The sequence below is a fragment of the Stenotrophomonas sp. YJH_SMC_73 genome (genome assembly GCF_059370155.1).
The window spans coordinates 72,041-89,666 of the sequence record NZ_JCAFTJ010000010.1; the positions used below are offsets into that span (position 1 = coordinate 72,041).

Below are 17,626 nucleotides of genomic sequence, written 5' to 3' on the forward strand. Positions count from 1 at the left end.
CGACGAAGTAAGTAGTCACCAAGATCTAGACGGAGCCCGTTATGGCTTTCAGTAGTGGTAACAGCGGCGGCCCCATGGCCGACATCAACGTTACGCCCCTCGTGGACGTGATGCTGGTGCTGCTGATCATCTTCATCATCACGGCGCCCCTGATGTCCCACAAGGTCAAGGTGGATCTGCCGGAAGCCAACCTGATCCAGAAGCCGGAAGATGCTGAAAAGCGTCCGAACCCGATCACGCTGGCAGTCAAGGAAGACGGCTCGATCTACTGGAACGACGAAGAAATCAACAAGCAGACTCTCGAGTCCCGCTTGGCGACCGCCGCACAGCAGACCCCGCAGCCGCCGCTGAACCTGCGTGGTGACCGCACCACCAAGATGCGCGTCATCAACGACCTGACCAAGGTCGCGCAGGAACAGGGCATGCTGGACGTCGGCTTCGTTGCGACCAAAGAAAAGGGGCAATAAGCCATGGCATTCAGTAGTGGTGGTGGCAAGGGCCCCATGGCAGACATCAACGTCACGCCCCTCGTGGACGTGATGCTGGTTCTGCTGATCATCTTCATCGTGACCGCGCCGATCATGACGTACCCGATCGCCGTGGACCTGCCGCAGCGCGTGCTCAACCCACCGCCGCAGCTGGTCGAACCGCCGCCGCCGATCGAGCTGAAGATCGACGCCAGCAACCAGGTCTCGTGGAACAACAGCCCGATCAATACCAGCGAGCTGCAGCAGCGGATGGAGCAGGAGGTCCAGCGTGACCCGACCAACCAGCCGGAACTGCGCATCGACGCCAGCCCGGATTCCGAGTACGACGTGATGGCCAAGGTTCTGGCCGCCGCGAAGAATGCTCAGATGAAGAAGATCGGATTTGTGCAGCAGTAAACGCTACACCGCAATACAACAGTCATGACGCGACTGCAGACGCCCCTGGAAACAGGGGCGTTTTTTTGTGTTCTCGTCGTGGCGCACGGGTTGGGGTCAGATCCCTTTTCCTGAGGAAAGGGATCTGAGCCCATCCGACCCCATCCGGCAGCAGGCGCCGCTATGATCGGCGGATGCTCGCCCTCTTCGACTCCCTGCGCCATTGGCTCGACGGCATCGCCCACCTCGGCACGATCCTGGCGGTGGCCTACCTGCTCTACCTGTTCGCGCTGGCGGGCTGGATCATGCTGCAGAAGCGCGAGCCGGTGGCCACGCTGAGCTGGATCCTTTCGCTGGCACTGCTGCCCTACCTCGGGCTCTTCATCTACTACCTGCTGGGGCCGCAGAAGGTGAAGCGGCAACGGCTGCGTCGTGGCCGTGCACGCTCGGGCATGGAGCACTACAGCGATGTCTGCCCGCCCGATTCGGACTGCACCGAGCTGGCCAAGGTTGCCCAGGCCACCACCGGACTGGCGCCCAGCAGTGCCACCGAGGTGACCTGGCTGGTCGACGGCGCAGCCACCTATGCCGCGCTGCTCGACGCGATCGCGCAGGCGCGCGACCACGTGCACCTGGAGTACTACATCTTCAACCCCGACCATGCCGGCACCGCACTGCGCGATGCCCTGGTCGAACGTGCGCAGGCCGGTGTGCAGGTGCGCCTGCTGCTGGATGCGGTGGGCTCTTCCGCCCTGCCCCGGCGCTTCCTGCAGCCACTGCTGGACGCCGGCGGCGAAGCGATCTGGTTCCATCCGCGACAGCTGCTGAAGCCGTTCAAGCGCCCGTGGCTGAACCTGCGCACCCACCGCAAGCTGGTGATCGTCGACGGTCGCCTCGCCTTCACCGGCGGCATCAACATCACTGACGAGGAAGACGAGAGCCGCAGGCCCGACGCTTACCGCGACCTGCACATGCGTATCCGCGGCCACGTGGTGCGCAGCCTGCAGCTGGTGTTCGCCGAGGACTGGCTCTATGCCAGTGGCCAGGACCACTCGCGTTTCGACATCGCCCGCCTGTGGCCGGCCGACATGCCGCTGCGTGCGGATGGATCGATCAGCGCCCAGGTGCTGGTGTCCGGGCCCGACTCGGGCTGGGAGACCATCCACCGCCTGCACGTGGCGGCGATCCAGGAAGCACACGAGCGCGTGTGGCTGGTGACGCCCTACTTCGTGCCCGGTGAAGCAGCGAGGATGGCGCTGACCTCGGCCGCGCTGGGCGGCCTGGACGTGCGCCTGCTGGTGCCGAAGATGAGCGACTCCTGGTTCGTCACCCAGGCCGCACGGTCCTACTTCGACGAACTGCTGCACGCGGGCGTGAAGATCTACGAGTACGGCCCGCGCATGCTGCATACCAAGGCGTTCATCGCCGACGACGATGTCTGCATCGTCGGCAGCGCCAACTTCGACCACCGCAGCTTCCGGCTGAACTTCGAACTGTCGATGATGATCAGCGACCGTGACCGCGTCGCTGCACTGGCCGAACTGCTGCAGGGCGAATTCGACCGTTCCACGCGGGTGCACGACCAGGCCGGCCGCTCGCTGTGGCTGCACCGCCTGCCCGAGGCCTTCGCCCGGCTGGCCTCGCCGCTGCTCTGACGCAGCGCTACACTGCGGCGATCATCCGGGGAGCCCGACTATGTACTGGTTGTACCTGCTGCTGGCGCTGGGCTGCTTTGCCTTCGCCCTGAAGACCCCGAGCGCGGGGTTGATGACCCTGTGCCTGCTGGCGGCGCTCGGCTTCCTGCTGGCCTGGGTGCGCGGCCGCTACGTGGCCCGCTTCGGTGACCTGCAGCGCGACCCGGCCACGCTGATCGATGCCGAGGAGCTGCGCCGCCTGCGCGAACAGGCCCAGGCCCGCCGCACTGACGACCACAACGACCACGACCCGTCCCCTCTTTCCAAGTAGTCCCGTTCCATGACCCAGCTCAGCGTCAACGTCAACAAGATCGCCGTCCTGCGCAATTCGCGCGGCGGCGCCGAACCGGACGTGGTGCGCGCCGCCCAGGCCTGCCTGGATGCCGGCGCGCATGGCATCACCGTGCATCCGCGGCCGGACCGCCGGCATATCACCGCCGAGGACGTGCTGGCCCTGTCCACGCTGACCCGCGCGCGTGGCGTTGAATTCAACATCGAAGGCAATCCGTTCGCGCCGCCGCGCGAGGGCTACCCGGGGCTGCTGCCGCTGTGCGAACAGACCCGTCCGGCGCAGGCCACCCTGGTCCCCGATGATGACGGCCAGATCACCTCCGACCACGGTTTCGACTTCGAACGAGATGCCGAGCGCCTGCGTCCGCTGGTGGCTGCGCTGAAGGCCATGGGGTGTCGGGTCAGCCTGTTTGTTGACGCGGGCAACCCATTGCTGGAGCAGGCAGCTGAGGTGGGGGCGGACCGCATCGAGCTGTATACCGGGCCCTATGCAGAGGCGCATGCGGCGGGCGATGCCGATGCGATGCTGGCGCTGTTCGCAACTGCTGCCCGACGAGCGCAGGCCGTCGGCCTGGGTGTCAATGCTGGCCACGACCTGTCGCAGGACAACCTGCGCGACTTCCTGGCCCACGTGCCGGAGGTGCTGGAGGTGTCGATCGGTCACGCGCTGATCGGCGAGGCACTGTATGATGGGCTGGATGCCACCGTGCGCGGGTACCTGGCGCTGCTCTGATGCATTGCAGCCGAGCGTAGGCTCGGCTCCACAAGGTCTCTGCATCAACTGTAGAGCCGAGTCCATGCTCGGCTCAGCCTCGCCCTGAACCCTTCAGGCGGCCGTCGCAGCCATTGAGACGGCCACGACGTACCCTGCCGCAATGGGTATTGCGATCAAGGGCCGAGGTTCCACGTCCCACCTTGCCGGGCGCTTTGAAGGCACCGTCAGCGAGGCGGTGGACGACGGCTGGGCGGTCGACGAAAGCGATGAGTTCCTCGCCCCGCGCCTGCGCACCGAAGTACGCGCCGAAACCGCGCGCAGCATCATCACCCGCAACAACTCGCCCGACGTCGGCTTCAGTCAATCGGTGAATCCCTACCGCGGTTGCGAGCACGGCTGCTCGTACTGCTTCGCCCGCCCTTCGCATGCCTATCTGAACCTGTCGCCGGGGCTGGACTTCGAGACCAAGCTGTTCGCCAAGACCAATGCGCCGCAGCTGCTGCGCAAGGAACTGTCGAAACCGGGCTATGTGCCGCAGCCGATCGCACTGGGCATCAACACCGATGCGTACCAGCCGATCGAACGCAAGTTCAAGCTGACCCGCCAGCTGATTGAAGTGATGCTGGAGACCCGGCATCCGTTCTCACTGATCACCAAGAACGCACTGGTCGAGCGCGACATCGATCTGCTCGCGCCGCTGGCCGCGGAGAACCTGGTCAGCGTGCACTTCTCGGTGACCTCGCTGGACCCGCATCTTTCCGCGAAGCTGGAACCGCGTGCATCAGCGCCACATGCACGGCTGCGCGCGATGAAGCGCCTGCATGACGCCGGCATTCCGGTCGGTGTGATGGTGGCGCCGGTGATTCCCTGGATCAACGACAGCGAGCTGGAAGCCGTGCTGGAGGCTGCGCACGGCGCAGGTGCGAGCACCGCCGGTTACGTGCTGCTGCGCCTGCCGCTGGAAGTGGCACCGCTGTTCCGCGACTGGCTGGATACGCACCATCCCGATCGCGCTGCGCACGTTATGAGCACCATCCAGCAGCTGCGCGGCGGCAAGGACTACGACAGCCAGTTCGGCACGCGTATGCGTGGCCAGGGCGTGTATGCCGATCTGTTGAACAACCGGTTCAAGCTGGCACGCAAGCGTCTGGGCTTCAATGCACAGAACAGCCATTGGCCGAAGCTGGATTGCAGCCGGTTCCAGAAGCCGCTGCCGCCGAAGAAGGAGTCGCCGCAGGGCAGTCTGTTCTAGGGCTCTGGACCGCAGCGCGATCCACCGGTAACAATCCACACCCTGCCGCATCGCCTGGTGTTGTACATGATGAAATGCAGTCACTGCTTCCGTGCCAGTGGTCTTCTTCTCTGCCTTGCGACCCTGCAAGTCCAGGCCCGCGCCCTGCACGAATGCATCGTCGTTCCGCAGGCCGCGGTCGTCACTGAAATGCCGGCTGGCCTGGACGAGTTCGAACAACGTTTGTGGACAGCAAATGCAGGTCAGGTGGTCAGCAAGGGCACCGACACCCTTCTTCTGCTTCGCCTGTTCTCGGAATCACCGGGCGTGATGGATTCCCAAGAGTTCACCAAGGTCACCGGCACCCTGTCTGGATACACTCCGTCCTCTGAAGGGATTCCGGCCGTGCTCGGCGCACGCCTGAGCAGTGGCAGCGCGGGCTTCGCGCACAAGGGAGACTACTGGTTGTCCGATTCAGCGGATATCGAACTACATCGGCCGCACAAGGGCGACAGTCGGATCGAAGTCAAAGTGACGGCTGTTGGGTGGAACAGCTATCGAAAGGAGGACCGTTCCTTCTATCTCCAGTTCACCTGTCAACTCGAGGAGATCCCCGTCGAGAAGCTCAGTGCCTGGCAAGGCGGCAACGGCAACCTCTTGGGATCCTTTGGACCTGCCAGATAATCGAGCGGATCAACCTTTACCCAATACTGGCTTATTTCGATGTATCTGGAACAATGCGATAACTGAAATGAAGATCATCCACCGGCTCGGCATCGCGTTCCTTTGGATGCTTCCACTGAACTTTCTTCTGCTGACGACTGCCAAGCTGATGTCAGGAAACGCGCTTGGGAACGAAGAACTCGTGGGCTTCGGCGTCGCCCTCTTTGGTCTGATGGCGGGAGGGATTCTCTATCGCCGCCGCCCTCGGTAGAGGTGAGTTCGTTCGACCGTGGTCCGGGTCCATTGCTGAGAAAGCACTGACTGGAGGTCCTGGCATGACAGCCTTGAAGAGTGGCGGAGCTCTCCTGGGGCATCACAGAGCCAAGGCAGTCAGAATCATTTCTGACTGGACGACCGCTCGCGGCGGATTCAAGGCACTGGGTACATCATCCGCGGTAAGGCGACTGTGCGAGGAACTTATGGCACCGCGAAAAAGCAGGAAAAGAGATCCAGGATTGCCAGTCGTCCAGCACTGGTTTGTGCGATCGCGATTTGGAGAGTGATGAAGATTCTACTTTGGGTACCTGTTGGTTTATTTGCTTTGCTGTCATTGAGAGCAATCGCGTTCGTCGCCTATCAAGGGCTAAATGGAACTGCCTTCGAGGAAGAGGAAATCATTGTCGCGGGGATCGGATTGGTCTGCGGCTGGATCGCCTGGGTCATGCACAAGACCTTGATCAGGCCAGGTAGGAAGCCGAGACCCTGATTCTGAGCCGGTGGTTCCGGGCGAGCTGGTCGGTGTCGACCGCCGTGGTTACGACGCGAGCGATATAAAAAATTCGCACCGTACAAGTAGTTGTTTCTGGGGAGCGCGACTGTGCGAACGAGATTGTTGATTGCGCTTGTTCTAGGCTTGAGCTGCAGCGCGTGCGCGTCGCTTCCTGGTAGCCATAAGATCAGCGCCTTCTACGTGTCTAACGCCAACTCTGATGTGACCGGCTGCGAAAGGTCTGACTACAGGGAAATTTCACTTGCGTGCCATCGGATTGTTGATGGCGACAATGTCGTAGTGGCATTGCGCGAGTACACAGCGACCAAGATTGAGAATGAAAGATACAGGAAGCTGACATTGATCCTTCCCCCGAATCTGGCGGAGGGCGATGTCTTCAGTTTGACGGAGGGTGATATCAGGGCGTTCTACAGCACTGGCCTTAGCCTGAGACCTGGCAGCACTGGATGCTACGGAAAGGCCGTTTCAGGCAGCGTCGAAATCCTCAGGAAATCCAATGATCTGATGCAGCTTCGCATCAACGCACGCTTTGATCTCGATAGCCCCGCGGGCTGGAAGGACCACTGCAAGATGCGCGAGCTCAGCTATGAACTGAATGCCATCCGGAGACCGCTGGGTCAGGTGGGCGCCTGGGAAGGCGTGCACGCCCCTGGAGATTCTCTTATCAGCGAGGGCAGCCCGAGTAGCGGATTGCCTTAGGAGATAGCACCAACTGCCCGCACGACAGCACAGGATCTCGGGGGCCCGCTTCTTGATCCGGACAAGATGCTGAGAACATCGAGTGACCAGTTTGCTTCACCCTCCTCCAAACAACTTCTGCGCACTCTGGAACAGGATCCAACTCGTCGCGATGAACTTGTCGCCACCCTGCGGCCGGTTGCCACGATGGGTGTGGGTGAACGCCGTCGGGGCGATCAGCAGGCTGCCGGTACGCGGCGCGATCTTGCGGCCCTGGAACAGGAACTCGGTTTCACCTTCGTCAAAGTCGTCGTTGAGGTACAGCGTCCACAGCACATGCCGGTGCAGGGTCTCGGCCTGCGCATCTTTCGGGTACAGCTCGCAGTGCCAGTACGGGTAGCCGCCCTCGCCCGCCGCATACCACTGCAGGTTGATCGCACCCGGGCGCAGGCAGGTGCGGGCCAGGTCGGCCAGCTGCTGCTGCGGCATGTCGGGGAAGTCCTCGGCAGACAGGCGTCGCGGTTGGCCGTTGCTGTCCTGGATCTGCAACATCAGTGGGGCGATCAACGCCTGTGGATAACGGCGTAGATAAGTCAGCAGGCCGTTGAACACCGCAATCTGCAGCTGCTGATCAACATCCTGCCAGCCGTCCAGGCCACTGATGCGCAGATCCTTGCTGTGCTTGAGTTCCGGGAACACGCCACTGCCCACCGCACCGGGCAGCAGGCCACGCGTCGCACGCATGCGCTCGACGATCGCCGCGCAGACCTCGCTGGGGACGGCGTTGTGGATGACTTCGATGAAATCGACCGGGCCCTGCTCGTGCATGCGTGCGTTCCTTCGGCGGCAACGGCTTGATGGTGCCGTTTGCCGCCCTCGGTGTCACCCCACGGTCATGTCATCGATCTGCCATGACCGCTGTCAGGCGATCGGTTGTCAGCCCTGTGCGTCGTCGTGTGCGTGGTGGTAGCGCACGGCCTCGGCCACTTCCTCGCGCGAACCGAGGAACACCGGCACGCGCTGGTGCAGCTGGTCGGGCTGGATGTCGAGGATGCGCTCGCGGCCGGTCCAGGCGGCACCGCCGGCCTGCTCGACCAGCAGGCCCATCGGGTTGGCTTCGTACATCAGGCGCAGCTTGCCGGCCTTGGACGGGTCCTTCTTGTCCCACGGGTAGATGAAGATGCCGCCGCGGGTCAGGATGCGATGCACGTCGGCCACCATGCTGGCGATCCAGCGCATGTTGAAGTTCTTGCCGCGTACGCCTTCCTTGCCCGCCAGCAGGTCGCCGACGTAGGCCTGCATCGGCGCTTCCCAGTGGCGCTGGTTGGACATGTTGATCGCGAATTCCTGGGTGGTCGCCGGGATCTGCATGTTCTCGGTGGTCAGCACGAACTCGCCCTTCTCGCGGTCCAGGGTGAAGGCGTGGGTGCCATGGCCGACGGTCAGCACCAGCTGGGTGCTGGGCCCGTAGATGCAGTAGCCGGCGGCGATCTGCTTGCTGCCCGGCTGCAGGAAGGCGTCGTCGCCCGGCAGCTCGACATTGGTCGGGCAGCGCAGCACGGAGAAGATGGTGCCGACGGAGACGTTGACGTCGATGTTGGAGCTGCCATCGAGGGGATCGAACAGCAGCAGGAAATCACCGCGGGGATAGATGTCCGGCACCGGCTGGCTGTGGTCCATTTCCTCCGAGGCGCAGGCGGCGAGGTGGCCACCCCAGGCGTTGGCTTCGAGCAGGATCTCGTTGCTGATGACGTCGAGCTTCTTCTGCGCTTCACCCTGCACGTTGCCGGTACCGGCGTCGCCGAGCACGCCACCGAGGGCGCCCTTGCTGACGGCGATGGAGATGCTGGTGCAGGCGCGGGCGACGACCGCGATCAGCTGGCGCAGGTCGGCATTGATGCGGCCGGCGTGCTGTTCCTGGATCAGGAAGCGGGTCAACGAAGTACGGGACATGAGCGGGCAGGTCTCGGCAGCGGGAAAACGCCTATTGTCGCCCGTCTGGCGGGGGCGTGCGTGAGCGCGGGAAGGCGTAATCGTTTCCAGATGCGTTGCGCTCGTGGCGCCTTCCTTCTGTAGAGCCGAGCCCGCGCTCGGCTGCTCTTCGTCCTTCATGCCGCACAAGCCGAGCGTAGGCTCGGCTCTACAGAGACCAGGGCGCAAAAAACAAAGGCGCCTTTCGGCGCCTTTGTCCTCAAGCTACTGGAGCGTTGCTTCAGCCCTTGGCGACGGTGGCCACGGCCTTGGCGACGTATTCCAGGTTGTTCTGGTTCAGCGCGGCCACGCAGATACGGCCGGTGCCGACGGCGTAGATGCCGAACTCGTCGCGCAGGCGCTCGACCTGCTCACGGCTCAGGCCGGAGTAGGAGAACATGCCGGCCTGCTCGTTGATGAAACCGAACTGCGGTGCACCGGCAGCGGCCAGCTTCTCGACCAGGCCGTGGCGCAGGGCGTGGATGCGCTCGCGCATCTCGGTCAGCTCCTGCTCCCACATCGCACGCAGTTCCGGGTTGGTCAGCACGCCGGCCACCAGTGCAGCGCCGTGGGTGGATGGGCTGGAGTAGATGGTGCGGATCACGCGCTTGACCTGCGATTGCACGGCCTTGGCGTCAGCGGCGGTCGGCGCCACCATCGACAGCGCACCCACGCGCTCGCCATACAGCGAGAACGACTTGGAGTACGAGTTGGCGACGATGAAGCTGTCGATGCCGGCTTCGGCGATGATGCGCACCGCTGCGCCGTCCTGCTCGATGCCCTTGTCGAAGCCCTGGTAGGCCATGTCGATGAAGGGGAACAGCTGCTTGTCCTTCAGCAGTTGCGCGACCTGCTTCCACTGGGTGACCGTGAGGTCAGCGCCGGTGGGGTTGTGGCAGCAGGCGTGCAGCAGCACCACGGTGCCGGCTTCCAGCTTGCCCAGGTCGGCCAGCATGCCGTCGAAATCGACGCCATGGGTGCCCGGGTCGAAGTAGGTGTAATCCAGCACCTCGAAACCGGCGGCGCTGAACACCGCACGGTGGTTTTCCCAGCTCGGGTTGCTCAGCGCAACGGTGGCGTGCGGCAGCAGCTTCTTCAGCACGTCGGCGCCGACGCGCAGCGCACCGCTGCCACCAACGGTCTGCGCGGTGGTCACGCGGCCGGCGGCCAGCAGCGGCGAATCCTTGCCGAACACCAGCTCACGCGTCGCCTGCGTGTACGCCGGCAGGCCATCGATCGGCAGGTAGCCGCGCGGTTTGGCTTCAGCGGCGAGCTGCTGCTCGATCTGCTTGACGGCGCGCAGCAGCGGAATGCGGCCGCTCTCGTCGTAGTAGATGCCCACACCCAGGTTGACCTTGGTCGGGCGGCTGTCGGCGTTGTACGCCTCGGTCAGGCCCAGGATCGGGTCGCCTGGGACCAGTTCCACGTTTGCAAAGAAGGACACGGCGGTACTCGTTCGGTAGACGGAAAGGGGGAGGAAGTGCGCTACGCGGTCCGCGGCTTTTCGGCCGGAAACAGCCCATCGTAACAAAGCCTGCCGGGGCTGGCCGCCGCCATCGTCATCCGCGGCCCCGTACCATGGCGTGCGTTGCCGCCCGATCCATCAACCTGAATCATGAATCCCGCCGCACGACGCCGTTGCCTGCCGCTGTCCGCCCTGCTGCTGTCGCCTTGGACGGCGGTGGCCGAGCCTGCGCCCACCGCCCTGCCTGCGGTGCAGGTACAGGCCGCCCGGGTGCCGGGCATCGATCCGTTCGCGCTGCCGGCCAGCCAGGACACGGTCTGGATCGACGCCAGCCGCGCGGGCACCGGTGCGCAGCTGTCTGAGGCCTTGGCCGGGGTCCCCGGACTGCTGGCACGTGACCGGCAGAACTTCGCCCAGGACACGCAGCTGTCGATTCGTGGCTTCGGCGCACGCTCGACCTTCGGCGTGCGCGGGGTGCGGGTGCTGATCGACGGCGTGCCGGCCACCATGCCTGACGGCCAGGGCCAGCTGTCGCATGCCAGCCTGTTGGGCGCCGAGCGCATCGAGGTGCTGCGCGGGCCGTTCTCGGCGCTGTACGGCAATTCCTCCGGTGGCGTGCTGCAGGTCTGGAGCGCGCAGGGCCAGGCCGGTGACCCGTGGCGGTTGCGCGTGAATGCCGGCGCCGACAACACGCTCAGTGTCGGCGCACAGCTCAAGGGTGCCGGCCCAGCGCTGGACTACAACATCGCGGCCAACCACTTCCGCACCGATGGCTGGCGGGACCACAGCCGTGCGCGCCGCGAATCGCTCAACGCACGCATTGGTGGTGATCTGGGCGGTGGGCGGCTGGAGCTGCTGCTCAATGCGCTGGATGCCCCCGATGCGCAGGATCCGCTGGGCCTGAGCCGTGCCCAGGTGGCGGCTGATCCGCGCCAGGCCACGGCAGTCGCGCACCAGTACAACACCCGCAAATCGGTGCGCCAGCAGCAGGCTGGCCTGCGCTGGACCCGGGAGACCGGGGCACAGCGCTGGCAATTGATGGGCTATGCCGGCCAACGCACGGTGACCCAATACCTGCCGATTCCGCCGGCACCCCAGACCAACAGCCCGCTGCATGCCGGCGGCGTGATCGATCTGCAGGGCGGGTATGGCGGGCTGGACGCGCGCTGGGGCTGGCACGGCGACCTCGCCGGCCGGCCGCTGGACCTGGTGGCCGGGCTCAGCGCCGACCGCCAGCGCCAGCACCGCACCGGCTACGAGAACTTCGTGGGCAGCGCCCTCGGGGTGCGCGGGCGCCTGCGCCGTGACCAGATCGATACCGTGCAGAACGTGGACCAGTTCGCCCAAGCCTGGTGGCAATGGAGTCCGCGCTGGTCGCTGCTGGCCGGGGTGCGCCACAGCGCGGTGCGTTTCGACTCGGACGATCGCTACATCACCACCCGCAACCCGGATGACAGTGGCCACCGGCGCTACCAGGCGACCACGCCGGTGGCAGGCGTCAGCTTCGAGGCCAGCCCGCAGTGGCGCCTGCATGCCGCCGTGGGGCGTGGATTCGAGACCCCCACCTTCAACGAGCTGGGGTATCGCGCCGATGGTCAGGCGGGTCTGGCGCTGGATCTGGCGGCCGCCCGCAGCCGCAGCCTGGAGCTAGGCAGCAAGTGGCACGCACAGGATGGAACCCAGCTCGATGTCAGCCTGTTCCGTGCAGATACCGACGATGAGCTGGCAGTTGCCAGCAATATCGGCGGTCGCAGCACGTATCGCAACATCGGCCGCACCCGCCGCCAGGGTGTGGAACTGCAGTATCGCCAGCCGCTGGCCGAGCAGCTGGAGCTGCAGCTGGCGTGGACCTGGCTGCAGGCGCAGGCGCGTTCGCCGTACCTCACCTCCAACACCCTGGTTGCCGCCGGCAGCCGCCTGCCCGGGGTACCGCGCCAGCAGGCCTTTGCCCGGCTGCAATGGTCGCCCGGCCAGTGGCAGTGGGCGCTGGAGGCCTCCGCCAGCAGTGATACCGTAGTCAACGACGTGGCGACCGAACGCGCGCCCGGCTTCGCCCTGCTGCATCTGGAAGGCGGCCGTCGCTGGGCCCTGCCGGGTGGCGAGCTGCGCGCCTTCGCCCGGATGGAGAACGTGCTGGACCAGGCCTACATAGGCTCGGTGATCGTCAACGATGGCAACGGGCGCTTCTACGAACCGGGACCGGGACGGCGGGCCAACGTCGGCCTGCAATGGTCGTGGCGTTGAAGGGGTAGTGCCGGCCGCTGGCCGGCATCGCGCCGTGCAGGACGTCAGGAGGTTGCCGGCCAGCGGCCGGCACTACCCGTCAGTCGGGGGCCTTGGCTGGCACGAACGGCGATGTCGGGTCGCTGGCCGGGAAGGTCTCCTCCAGCGCTTCGTCCTGGTTGTCGCTGGCGCGCTGCTTGCGTTCGCGGCGCTTGAGCGGGCTTTCCTGGCCACCGCGATGGCGGTCACCGCCATCCTTGCGGTCCTGCGCCGCCTGTTCAGCCTCGTGCTTCACCGGCAGATGGTCGCTCCCGTGCTCGGCATCGAAGAACGGTGCGCCGGTGCCACGGTAGTCGGCGTTGTCGGCATCGCGTTTGCCGCGCTGCTCGCCCGGCATGGGCGGGTGGTTTGCGCGCAGCGGGTCGCGGGAGGTCTCTCGGCTCATGGTCTGGCTACCTGCGCTCGGGGTTCCCACTACACCGCGACGCAGGTAAAGCCGCCGCGAACCTGGCGTCATGAACATCTCGCTCACCCGCTGGTAACGGCACCGCGCGTATTCCTGCCCACCCGCCCCCGCTGCAGGAGCCGGCCATGCCCCGTCTTGAACGACCCGCACCGTCCGTGTTCAACGCCCTGCTCGATCCGCTCGGCCAACGTACCGCGCAGCGCCGCACGCGCCGCCATGAGGATCCGCAGGCGGTGGCCCAGGACTATCTGCAGTACATGCTCAGTGACTACGAGGAACGTCGCGGGCAAAGTCATCGCAACTGGCGTGACCTGTGCCCGGTCTATGCCTTCGCGTTGACAACCCATGCTGCCGACTGGCCGCGCGGCGACGCTGCCGATACCTGCGAGGAATTGGCCGAGCACTGGGAACAGATGCGCGGGCAGTCGCGGCTGGGCTGGTCGCAGGCGCGGCCGGTGGTGGAGGACGCCTGGCGCGCGCTGGACCATATTCCGGCGGCGGCGGTGAGGCCGTTGCTGCAGTAGTGCCGGCCGCTGGCCGGAAACCCCAGGACACTTCAGGCCGCGAGCTCTGCTGGCCGGCGGCCGGCACTACCGCACCTGCGTGGAACCCACGTGCACGGTATCGACACGGGTGGTTTACACCGCCCATCCGAAGCTGGGTGCCCTGCCCCATCAAAGGTGCGTCCATGGCCCGCCCGATCTGGACCGGTACGCTGTCCTTCGGACTGCTCAATGTGCCGGTGTCGCTGATGTCCGGCGAACGCAAGGTTGACCTGCAGTTCCGCATGCTCGACTCGCGCGATCGCAAGCCGATCCGTTTCGAAAGGGTCAATGCCGACACCGGCGAGGAAGTGCCCTGGAAGGACATCGTCAAAGCCTATGAGTACGACAAGGGCAGTTATGTCGTGCTGGAGGAAGGCGACATCCGCTCGGCGGCGCCGGAAAGCCACGAAGCGGTGGAGGTGGAATCCTTCGTGGACGCAGCGCAGATCGACCCGCGCTACTACGAGAAGCCGTACCTGCTGGTGCCCGGCAAGAAGGCCGAAAAGGGCTACGTGCTCCTGCGCGAAACGCTGCGCAGTACCGGCAAGGTAGGCATTGCCCGGGTGGTGGTGCGCACGCGCGAGTACCTGTGTGCGGTGATGCCGCATGCGGACGCGCTGGTGCTGATGATCCTGCGCTATCCGCAGGAACTGGTGGATCCCGAGGACTACAAGCTGCCTGCCGGCAAGCTGTCCGACTACCGCATCACCAGCAAGGAAACGGCGATGGCCGAGCAGTTGATCGAGTCGATGTCCGGCGATTGGGACCCATCGCACTACCACGATGAATTCCGCGAGCGCCTGCAGCAGGTGCTGAACAAGCGCATCAAGTCCAAGGGCGGCACCACGCGGGTGGAAGATGAGCCCGCACCACACGAGGATGCGACAACGAACGTTGTCGACTTCATGGCGTTGCTGCAGAAGAGCCTGGATGCGAACAAGCGCACGCCGGCGAAGAAGGCCGCAACGCGCAAGGCAGCTGCAAAGTCGACGGTGAAGAAGGCCGCAAAGAAGACAACGAAGAAGGCTGCGAAGAAGGCCGCACCACGGCGCAAGGCAGGTTGAACCATGTCGCTGCACCAGTACCGGCGCAAGCGCCGGCTTGGCGGAGGCACAGGGCAGACGCCGGAGCCTGACGACACACCCGCACGCGGTGATCCGCAGCGGCGGCCAACCTTCGTCATCCAGCTGCATCATGCCAGTTCGCGCCACTATGACTTCCGCCTTGAGATGGACGGCGTGCTGAAGAGCTGGGCGGTGCCGAAAGGTCCTTCGCTTCGCGTCGGCGAGAAGCGGCTGGCCGTGGAAGTGGAAGATCACCCGTTGTCCTACGCTGGCTTCGAGGGCGACATTCCCGAAGGCCACTACGGCGCGGGGCACGTGGAGGTGTTCGATCAGGGCACCTGGGCCTGCGAAGGCGATCCACTGCAGGCGCTGGCAGCTGGAAAGATCGACTTCGTACTGCATGGACAACGCCTGGCCGGTGGCTGGAAGCTGGTGCGCACGGCAATGAAGGGACGCCAGGTGCAGTGGCTGCTGATCAAGCGCGACGACGAGCAGGCGCGCGATGCCGAAGCAGACGATCTGCTGGACGCGCACGTGCCCAAGCGCGCATCCACCGTGATGAAGCGCACTGGGGGGAAGGCAGGGCGTGCTGTGCCCGCCGCACGCACGGTTACCCGCAAGGCCGATGCACGCTGGCATGCGCGCGCGCTGAAACTGGACGGCGCACGTGACACGCCCTACCCGCATGGGTTCAAACCGCAATTGACCGATCATCGCGACAGCGCGCCGGACGGCGCGCGTTGGCTGCACGAGATCAAGTGGGACGGCTATCGCCTGCTGGCCGATCTGCACGACGGCGAGGTGAAGCTCCGCTCCCGCAATGGCCTGGATTGGACCGATGACTTCCCCGAGGTCGTGCAGGCCGTGCAGGCGCTGCCGGTGCGCGATGCGCGCCTGGACGGTGAGCTGGTGGTGCTGGACAAGGAAGGGCGCAGCGATTTCGCAGCGTTGCAGCGCGTGATCGATGGAAGCTCGAAGCAACCGCTGCGCTACATCGTGTTCGATCTTCCGGGTGTGGCCAACGCGGACATCAGTCGTGCGCCATTGCTGGAACGCAAAGCGCTGCTGAAGGATCTCATCGGACCCGTGCCCGGCATCCTGGCCTTCAGCGAACATGTGATCGACCAGGGCCCGCAGGTGTTCGATGCCAGTGGTCAGGCCGGATTCGAAGGCATCGTCAGCAAGCAGGTGGATGCCCCGTACGTGAATACCCGCGCGCGCAGCTGGGTGAAGGTGAAGCACGAAGACACCGACGAGTTCGTGATTGTCGGCTACACGGCCCCCAGGGGCTCGCGGGTGGGTTTCGGATCATTGTTGCTGGCAACGCCGGACAAGGAGGGTCTGCGCTATGTGGGCCGCGTCGGTACCGGCTTCGACGACGAGAACCTGCGCGCGCTGCTCAAGGCATTGCAGCCACTGGCAGTAAAGACGCCCGTGCTGCAGCTTCCGGCGCATGTGCCGTTCCGCGCCGCCAGCGTGCGCTGGGTGAAGCCGGTGACGGTGGCGGAAGTGGCGTTCCGTGGCTGGGGCAAGGAAGGCCTGCTGCGCCAGGCCAGTTTCAAGCGGCTGCGCAGCGACAAGCAGAAGGAGGACCTGGGAATGAGCAACGCAACAGCAGTTGCTGAAGCCGGGGGTGAGGTCCAGATCACGCATCCGGAGCGGGTGGTGTTTCCCGGTCAGGGACTGGGCAAAGGCGACGTGGCCGACTATTACCGGCGCATGGCGCGCTGGATCCTGCCCGAAATTGCCGGACGGCCGCTGTCATTGCTGCGCTGCCCCGATGGGGTGGGCAAGGCCTGTTTCTTCCAGAAGCATCATGGCCCCGGCCTGGGCGACGCGGTGCACGCGGTGCCCCTGCAGCAGAAGAGCGGCCGCGAGGACTACGTCTATATCGACGACGCACGGGGCCTGCTGCAGCTGGTGCAGATGAACACGCTGGAGCTGCATCCGTGGGGTGCGACCGTAGCAGACACCGAGCATCCGGATCGACTGGTATTCGATCTCGATCCTGGCAACGGCGTCAGCTGGGCACAGGTGAAATCGGGTGCGCGTGATGTGCGTGATCGTCTGCAGCAGGTGGGCCTGGAGAGCTTCGTGCGGCTGTCTGGCGGCAAGGGGCTGCATGTGGTGGTACCGCTGCAGCCCAAGGCTGGCTGGGACGAGGCGAAGGCGTTCTGCGAGGCCTTTGCGCAGGCAATGGCAAAGGAGCAACCTGATCGCTATGTGGCGACGATGAGCAAGGCCAAGCGCAGTGGCGTCATCTTCATCGACTGGTTGCGCAACACCCGAGGGGCCACCAGCGTGTGCTCGTGGTCGCTGCGCGCGCGCGATTCCGCCGGTGTGGCAGTGCCGCTGCGCTGGGAGGAACTGGCGCGTATCAGTGCTGCCGACGCCTTTCCCATGGGCAAGGCGCTGGCGAGGGCGCAACGCCTGAAGAGTGACCCATGGCAGGGCATCGCGCAGTTGAAGCAGAGGCTGCCGCGCATGGACCTGTAGAGCCGAGCCCATGCTCGGCTGCCTGTGTCGATGTGCATGAAAGCCGAGCATGGGCTCGGCTCTACAAAGGCGGCGTTACCCTGCGTCGCGCGAGGCGCGCCGGCCGAACCACCAACCGGCCAGCAGTTGCAGCGGCAGCGATGCCAGCAGCGAAATGACGAACCAGAACGGGAAATCCGCACCGGCCGTCCACATCGCGTAGCCACAGCCCAGCGCGATCAGCGACCAGATCGAGAAGCCATGCGAACGCGGCCAGCAGGGGGCGTAATAGGTGGCAAAGGAAACGCCCGCGATGCCACCAAGAACGCTGAAGGTGAGGTCCCAGCCCAGCTGCACGCTGTTGTTGTCCGGCGACAGGCCCAGCAACGGGGGCAGCCAGCTGGCGACGCTGCTGACCAGCGCAAGCGACAGGACGCCGCCGATCAGGGCGACGATGGACAGGAACAGGGTCTTGAGCAGGCCGGGCATGCG

Annotated in this window: 19 protein-coding genes; 14 read left to right on the top strand and 5 right to left on the bottom strand. The window is 65.1% G+C overall.

What is annotated here, in order from left to right; all coding sequences use genetic code 11:
* Positions 1 to 41: 41 nt before the first annotated feature.
* From AC5P8R_RS16175 to AC5P8R_RS16220, 10 genes are all read left to right on the top strand, one after another.
* A complete protein-coding gene (locus AC5P8R_RS16175) occupies positions 42 to 467 on the top strand; it encodes an ExbD/TolR family protein (protein ID WP_005421196.1) in 426 nt (141 codons plus the stop codon).
* 3 nt (positions 468 to 470) lie between these two features.
* On the top strand, positions 471 to 884 hold the full coding sequence (locus AC5P8R_RS16180; protein ID WP_005411740.1) for an ExbD/TolR family protein: 414 nt from the start codon (positions 471 to 473) through the stop codon (positions 882 to 884).
* A 173-nt stretch (positions 885 to 1,057) separates the two neighbouring features.
* Positions 1,058 to 2,518 carry a cardiolipin synthase gene (gene cls / locus AC5P8R_RS16185; RefSeq protein ID WP_014645411.1) on the top strand — a complete coding sequence of 487 codons (1,461 nt, stop codon included), beginning with the start codon at positions 1,058 to 1,060 and terminating at the stop codon, positions 2,516 to 2,518.
* A gap of 40 nt (positions 2,519 to 2,558) precedes the next feature.
* On the top strand, positions 2,559 to 2,828 hold the full coding sequence (locus AC5P8R_RS16190; protein WP_014645412.1) for a hypothetical protein: 270 nt from the start codon (positions 2,559 to 2,561) through the stop codon (positions 2,826 to 2,828).
* Positions 2,829 to 2,837: 9 nt separating this feature from the next.
* Positions 2,838 to 3,581: a pyridoxine 5'-phosphate synthase gene (locus tag AC5P8R_RS16195; RefSeq protein ID WP_014645413.1), complete on the top strand. Its 744-nt coding sequence runs from the start codon at positions 2,838 to 2,840 to the stop codon at positions 3,579 to 3,581.
* 142 nt (positions 3,582 to 3,723) lie between these two features.
* Positions 3,724 to 4,815: a PA0069 family radical SAM protein gene (locus AC5P8R_RS16200; protein WP_495223629.1), complete on the top strand. Its 1,092-nt coding sequence runs from the start codon at positions 3,724 to 3,726 to the stop codon at positions 4,813 to 4,815.
* A 66-nt stretch (positions 4,816 to 4,881) separates the two neighbouring features.
* Entirely contained in the window at positions 4,882 to 5,478 is a 597-nt protein-coding gene (locus AC5P8R_RS16205; RefSeq protein ID WP_249327337.1) for a hypothetical protein, read from the top strand.
* 67 nt (positions 5,479 to 5,545) lie between these two features.
* Positions 5,546 to 5,728, top strand: a complete 183-nt coding sequence (locus AC5P8R_RS16210; RefSeq protein ID WP_041863994.1) for a hypothetical protein — start codon at positions 5,546 to 5,548, stop codon at positions 5,726 to 5,728.
* Between the two features lie 291 nt (positions 5,729 to 6,019).
* On the top strand, positions 6,020 to 6,223 hold the full coding sequence (locus tag AC5P8R_RS16215; RefSeq protein ID WP_046427592.1) for a hypothetical protein: 204 nt from the start codon (positions 6,020 to 6,022) through the stop codon (positions 6,221 to 6,223).
* 204 nt (positions 6,224 to 6,427) lie between these two features.
* Positions 6,428 to 6,946, top strand: a complete 519-nt coding sequence (locus AC5P8R_RS16220) for a hypothetical protein (RefSeq protein WP_141098666.1) — start codon at positions 6,428 to 6,430, stop codon at positions 6,944 to 6,946.
* Positions 6,947 to 7,042: 96 nt separating this feature from the next.
* Here the strand turns inward: AC5P8R_RS16220 and AC5P8R_RS16225 are convergent, their stop codons facing one another.
* The 3 genes from AC5P8R_RS16225 to AC5P8R_RS16235 all read right to left on the bottom strand — a co-directional run bounded on the left by AC5P8R_RS16225 (position 7,043) and on the right by AC5P8R_RS16235 (position 10,340).
* Positions 7,043 to 7,753 (bottom strand): 2OG-Fe(II) oxygenase, encoded by a 711-nt coding sequence (locus AC5P8R_RS16225; protein ID WP_134966366.1) that lies wholly within the window; start codon positions 7,751 to 7,753, stop codon positions 7,043 to 7,045.
* Between the two features lie 108 nt (positions 7,754 to 7,861).
* A complete protein-coding gene (locus AC5P8R_RS16230) occupies positions 7,862 to 8,878 on the bottom strand; it encodes a class 1 fructose-bisphosphatase (protein WP_197621040.1) in 1,017 nt (338 codons plus the stop codon).
* A gap of 259 nt (positions 8,879 to 9,137) precedes the next feature.
* Positions 9,138 to 10,340, bottom strand: coding sequence for an amino acid aminotransferase (locus AC5P8R_RS16235; protein WP_014645417.1), 1,203 nt, complete (start codon positions 10,338 to 10,340; stop codon positions 9,138 to 9,140).
* A gap of 171 nt (positions 10,341 to 10,511) precedes the next feature.
* Here AC5P8R_RS16235 and AC5P8R_RS16240 point away from each other — a divergent pair, with 171 nt between their 5' ends.
* Positions 10,512 to 12,605, top strand: a complete 2,094-nt coding sequence (locus AC5P8R_RS16240) for a TonB-dependent receptor family protein (RefSeq protein ID WP_197621039.1) — start codon at positions 10,512 to 10,514, stop codon at positions 12,603 to 12,605.
* A 79-nt stretch (positions 12,606 to 12,684) separates the two neighbouring features.
* Here the strand turns inward: AC5P8R_RS16240 and AC5P8R_RS16245 are convergent, their stop codons facing one another.
* The gene (locus AC5P8R_RS16245; protein ID WP_197576148.1) at positions 12,685 to 13,029 is read right to left on the bottom strand and encodes a hypothetical protein; all 345 of its coding nucleotides are present in this window, start codon (positions 13,027 to 13,029) and stop codon (positions 12,685 to 12,687) included.
* Positions 13,030 to 13,175: 146 nt separating this feature from the next.
* On the opposite strand from AC5P8R_RS16245, the gene AC5P8R_RS16250 reads away from it, so the two are divergent.
* The 3 genes from AC5P8R_RS16250 (at position 13,176) to ligD (ending at position 17,155) form a co-directional block, all read left to right on the top strand.
* A complete protein-coding gene (locus AC5P8R_RS16250; protein WP_014035432.1) occupies positions 13,176 to 13,574 on the top strand; it encodes a hypothetical protein in 399 nt (132 codons plus the stop codon).
* 164 nt (positions 13,575 to 13,738) lie between these two features.
* Positions 13,739 to 14,659 (top strand): non-homologous end joining protein Ku, encoded by a 921-nt coding sequence (gene ku, locus AC5P8R_RS16255; RefSeq protein WP_032958403.1) that lies wholly within the window; start codon positions 13,739 to 13,741, stop codon positions 14,657 to 14,659.
* 3 nt (positions 14,660 to 14,662) lie between these two features.
* Complete coding sequence (ligD, locus tag AC5P8R_RS16260) at positions 14,663 to 17,155, top strand: DNA ligase D (RefSeq protein ID WP_495223630.1); 2,493 nt, start codon at positions 14,663 to 14,665, stop codon at positions 17,153 to 17,155.
* A 75-nt stretch (positions 17,156 to 17,230) separates the two neighbouring features.
* Here the strand turns inward: ligD and AC5P8R_RS16265 are convergent, their stop codons facing one another.
* Positions 17,231 to 17,623: a hypothetical protein gene (locus AC5P8R_RS16265; protein ID WP_014645422.1), complete on the bottom strand. Its 393-nt coding sequence runs from the start codon at positions 17,621 to 17,623 to the stop codon at positions 17,231 to 17,233.
* Between the last annotated feature and the right edge of the window lie 3 nt (positions 17,624 to 17,626).

What these genes read in the sequence shown, in the direction of transcription:
- AC5P8R_RS16175 (WP_005421196.1), top strand. Translation starts at nt 42, where the DNA reads ATGGCTTTCAGTAGTGGTAACAGCGGCGGCCCCATGGCCGACATCAAC.
- AC5P8R_RS16180 (WP_005411740.1), top strand. Translation starts at nt 471, where the DNA reads ATGGCATTCAGTAGTGGTGGTGGCAAGGGCCCCATGGCAGACATCAAC.
- cls (WP_014645411.1), top strand. Translation starts at nt 1,058, where the DNA reads ATGCTCGCCCTCTTCGACTCCCTGCGCCATTGGCTCGACGGCATCGCC.
- AC5P8R_RS16190 (WP_014645412.1), top strand. Translation starts at nt 2,559, where the DNA reads ATGTACTGGTTGTACCTGCTGCTGGCGCTGGGCTGCTTTGCCTTCGCC.
- AC5P8R_RS16195 (WP_014645413.1), top strand. Translation starts at nt 2,838, where the DNA reads ATGACCCAGCTCAGCGTCAACGTCAACAAGATCGCCGTCCTGCGCAAT.
- AC5P8R_RS16200 (WP_495223629.1), top strand. Translation starts at nt 3,724, where the DNA reads ATGGGTATTGCGATCAAGGGCCGAGGTTCCACGTCCCACCTTGCCGGG.
- AC5P8R_RS16205 (WP_249327337.1), top strand. Translation starts at nt 4,882, where the DNA reads ATGATGAAATGCAGTCACTGCTTCCGTGCCAGTGGTCTTCTTCTCTGC.
- AC5P8R_RS16210 (WP_041863994.1), top strand. Translation starts at nt 5,546, where the DNA reads ATGAAGATCATCCACCGGCTCGGCATCGCGTTCCTTTGGATGCTTCCA.
- AC5P8R_RS16215 (WP_046427592.1), top strand. Translation starts at nt 6,020, where the DNA reads ATGAAGATTCTACTTTGGGTACCTGTTGGTTTATTTGCTTTGCTGTCA.
- AC5P8R_RS16225 (WP_134966366.1), bottom strand. Translation starts at nt 7,753, where the DNA reads ATGCACGAGCAGGGCCCGGTCGATTTCATCGAAGTCATCCACAACGCC.
- AC5P8R_RS16230 (WP_197621040.1), bottom strand. Translation starts at nt 8,878, where the DNA reads ATGTCCCGTACTTCGTTGACCCGCTTCCTGATCCAGGAACAGCACGCC.
- AC5P8R_RS16240 (WP_197621039.1), top strand. Translation starts at nt 10,512, where the DNA reads ATGAATCCCGCCGCACGACGCCGTTGCCTGCCGCTGTCCGCCCTGCTG.
- AC5P8R_RS16245 (WP_197576148.1), bottom strand. Translation starts at nt 13,029, where the DNA reads ATGAGCCGAGAGACCTCCCGCGACCCGCTGCGCGCAAACCACCCGCCC.
- AC5P8R_RS16250 (WP_014035432.1), top strand. Translation starts at nt 13,176, where the DNA reads ATGCCCCGTCTTGAACGACCCGCACCGTCCGTGTTCAACGCCCTGCTC.
- ku (WP_032958403.1), top strand. Translation starts at nt 13,739, where the DNA reads ATGGCCCGCCCGATCTGGACCGGTACGCTGTCCTTCGGACTGCTCAAT.
- ligD (WP_495223630.1), top strand. Translation starts at nt 14,663, where the DNA reads ATGTCGCTGCACCAGTACCGGCGCAAGCGCCGGCTTGGCGGAGGCACA.
- AC5P8R_RS16265 (WP_014645422.1), bottom strand. Translation starts at nt 17,623, where the DNA reads ATGCCCGGCCTGCTCAAGACCCTGTTCCTGTCCATCGTCGCCCTGATC.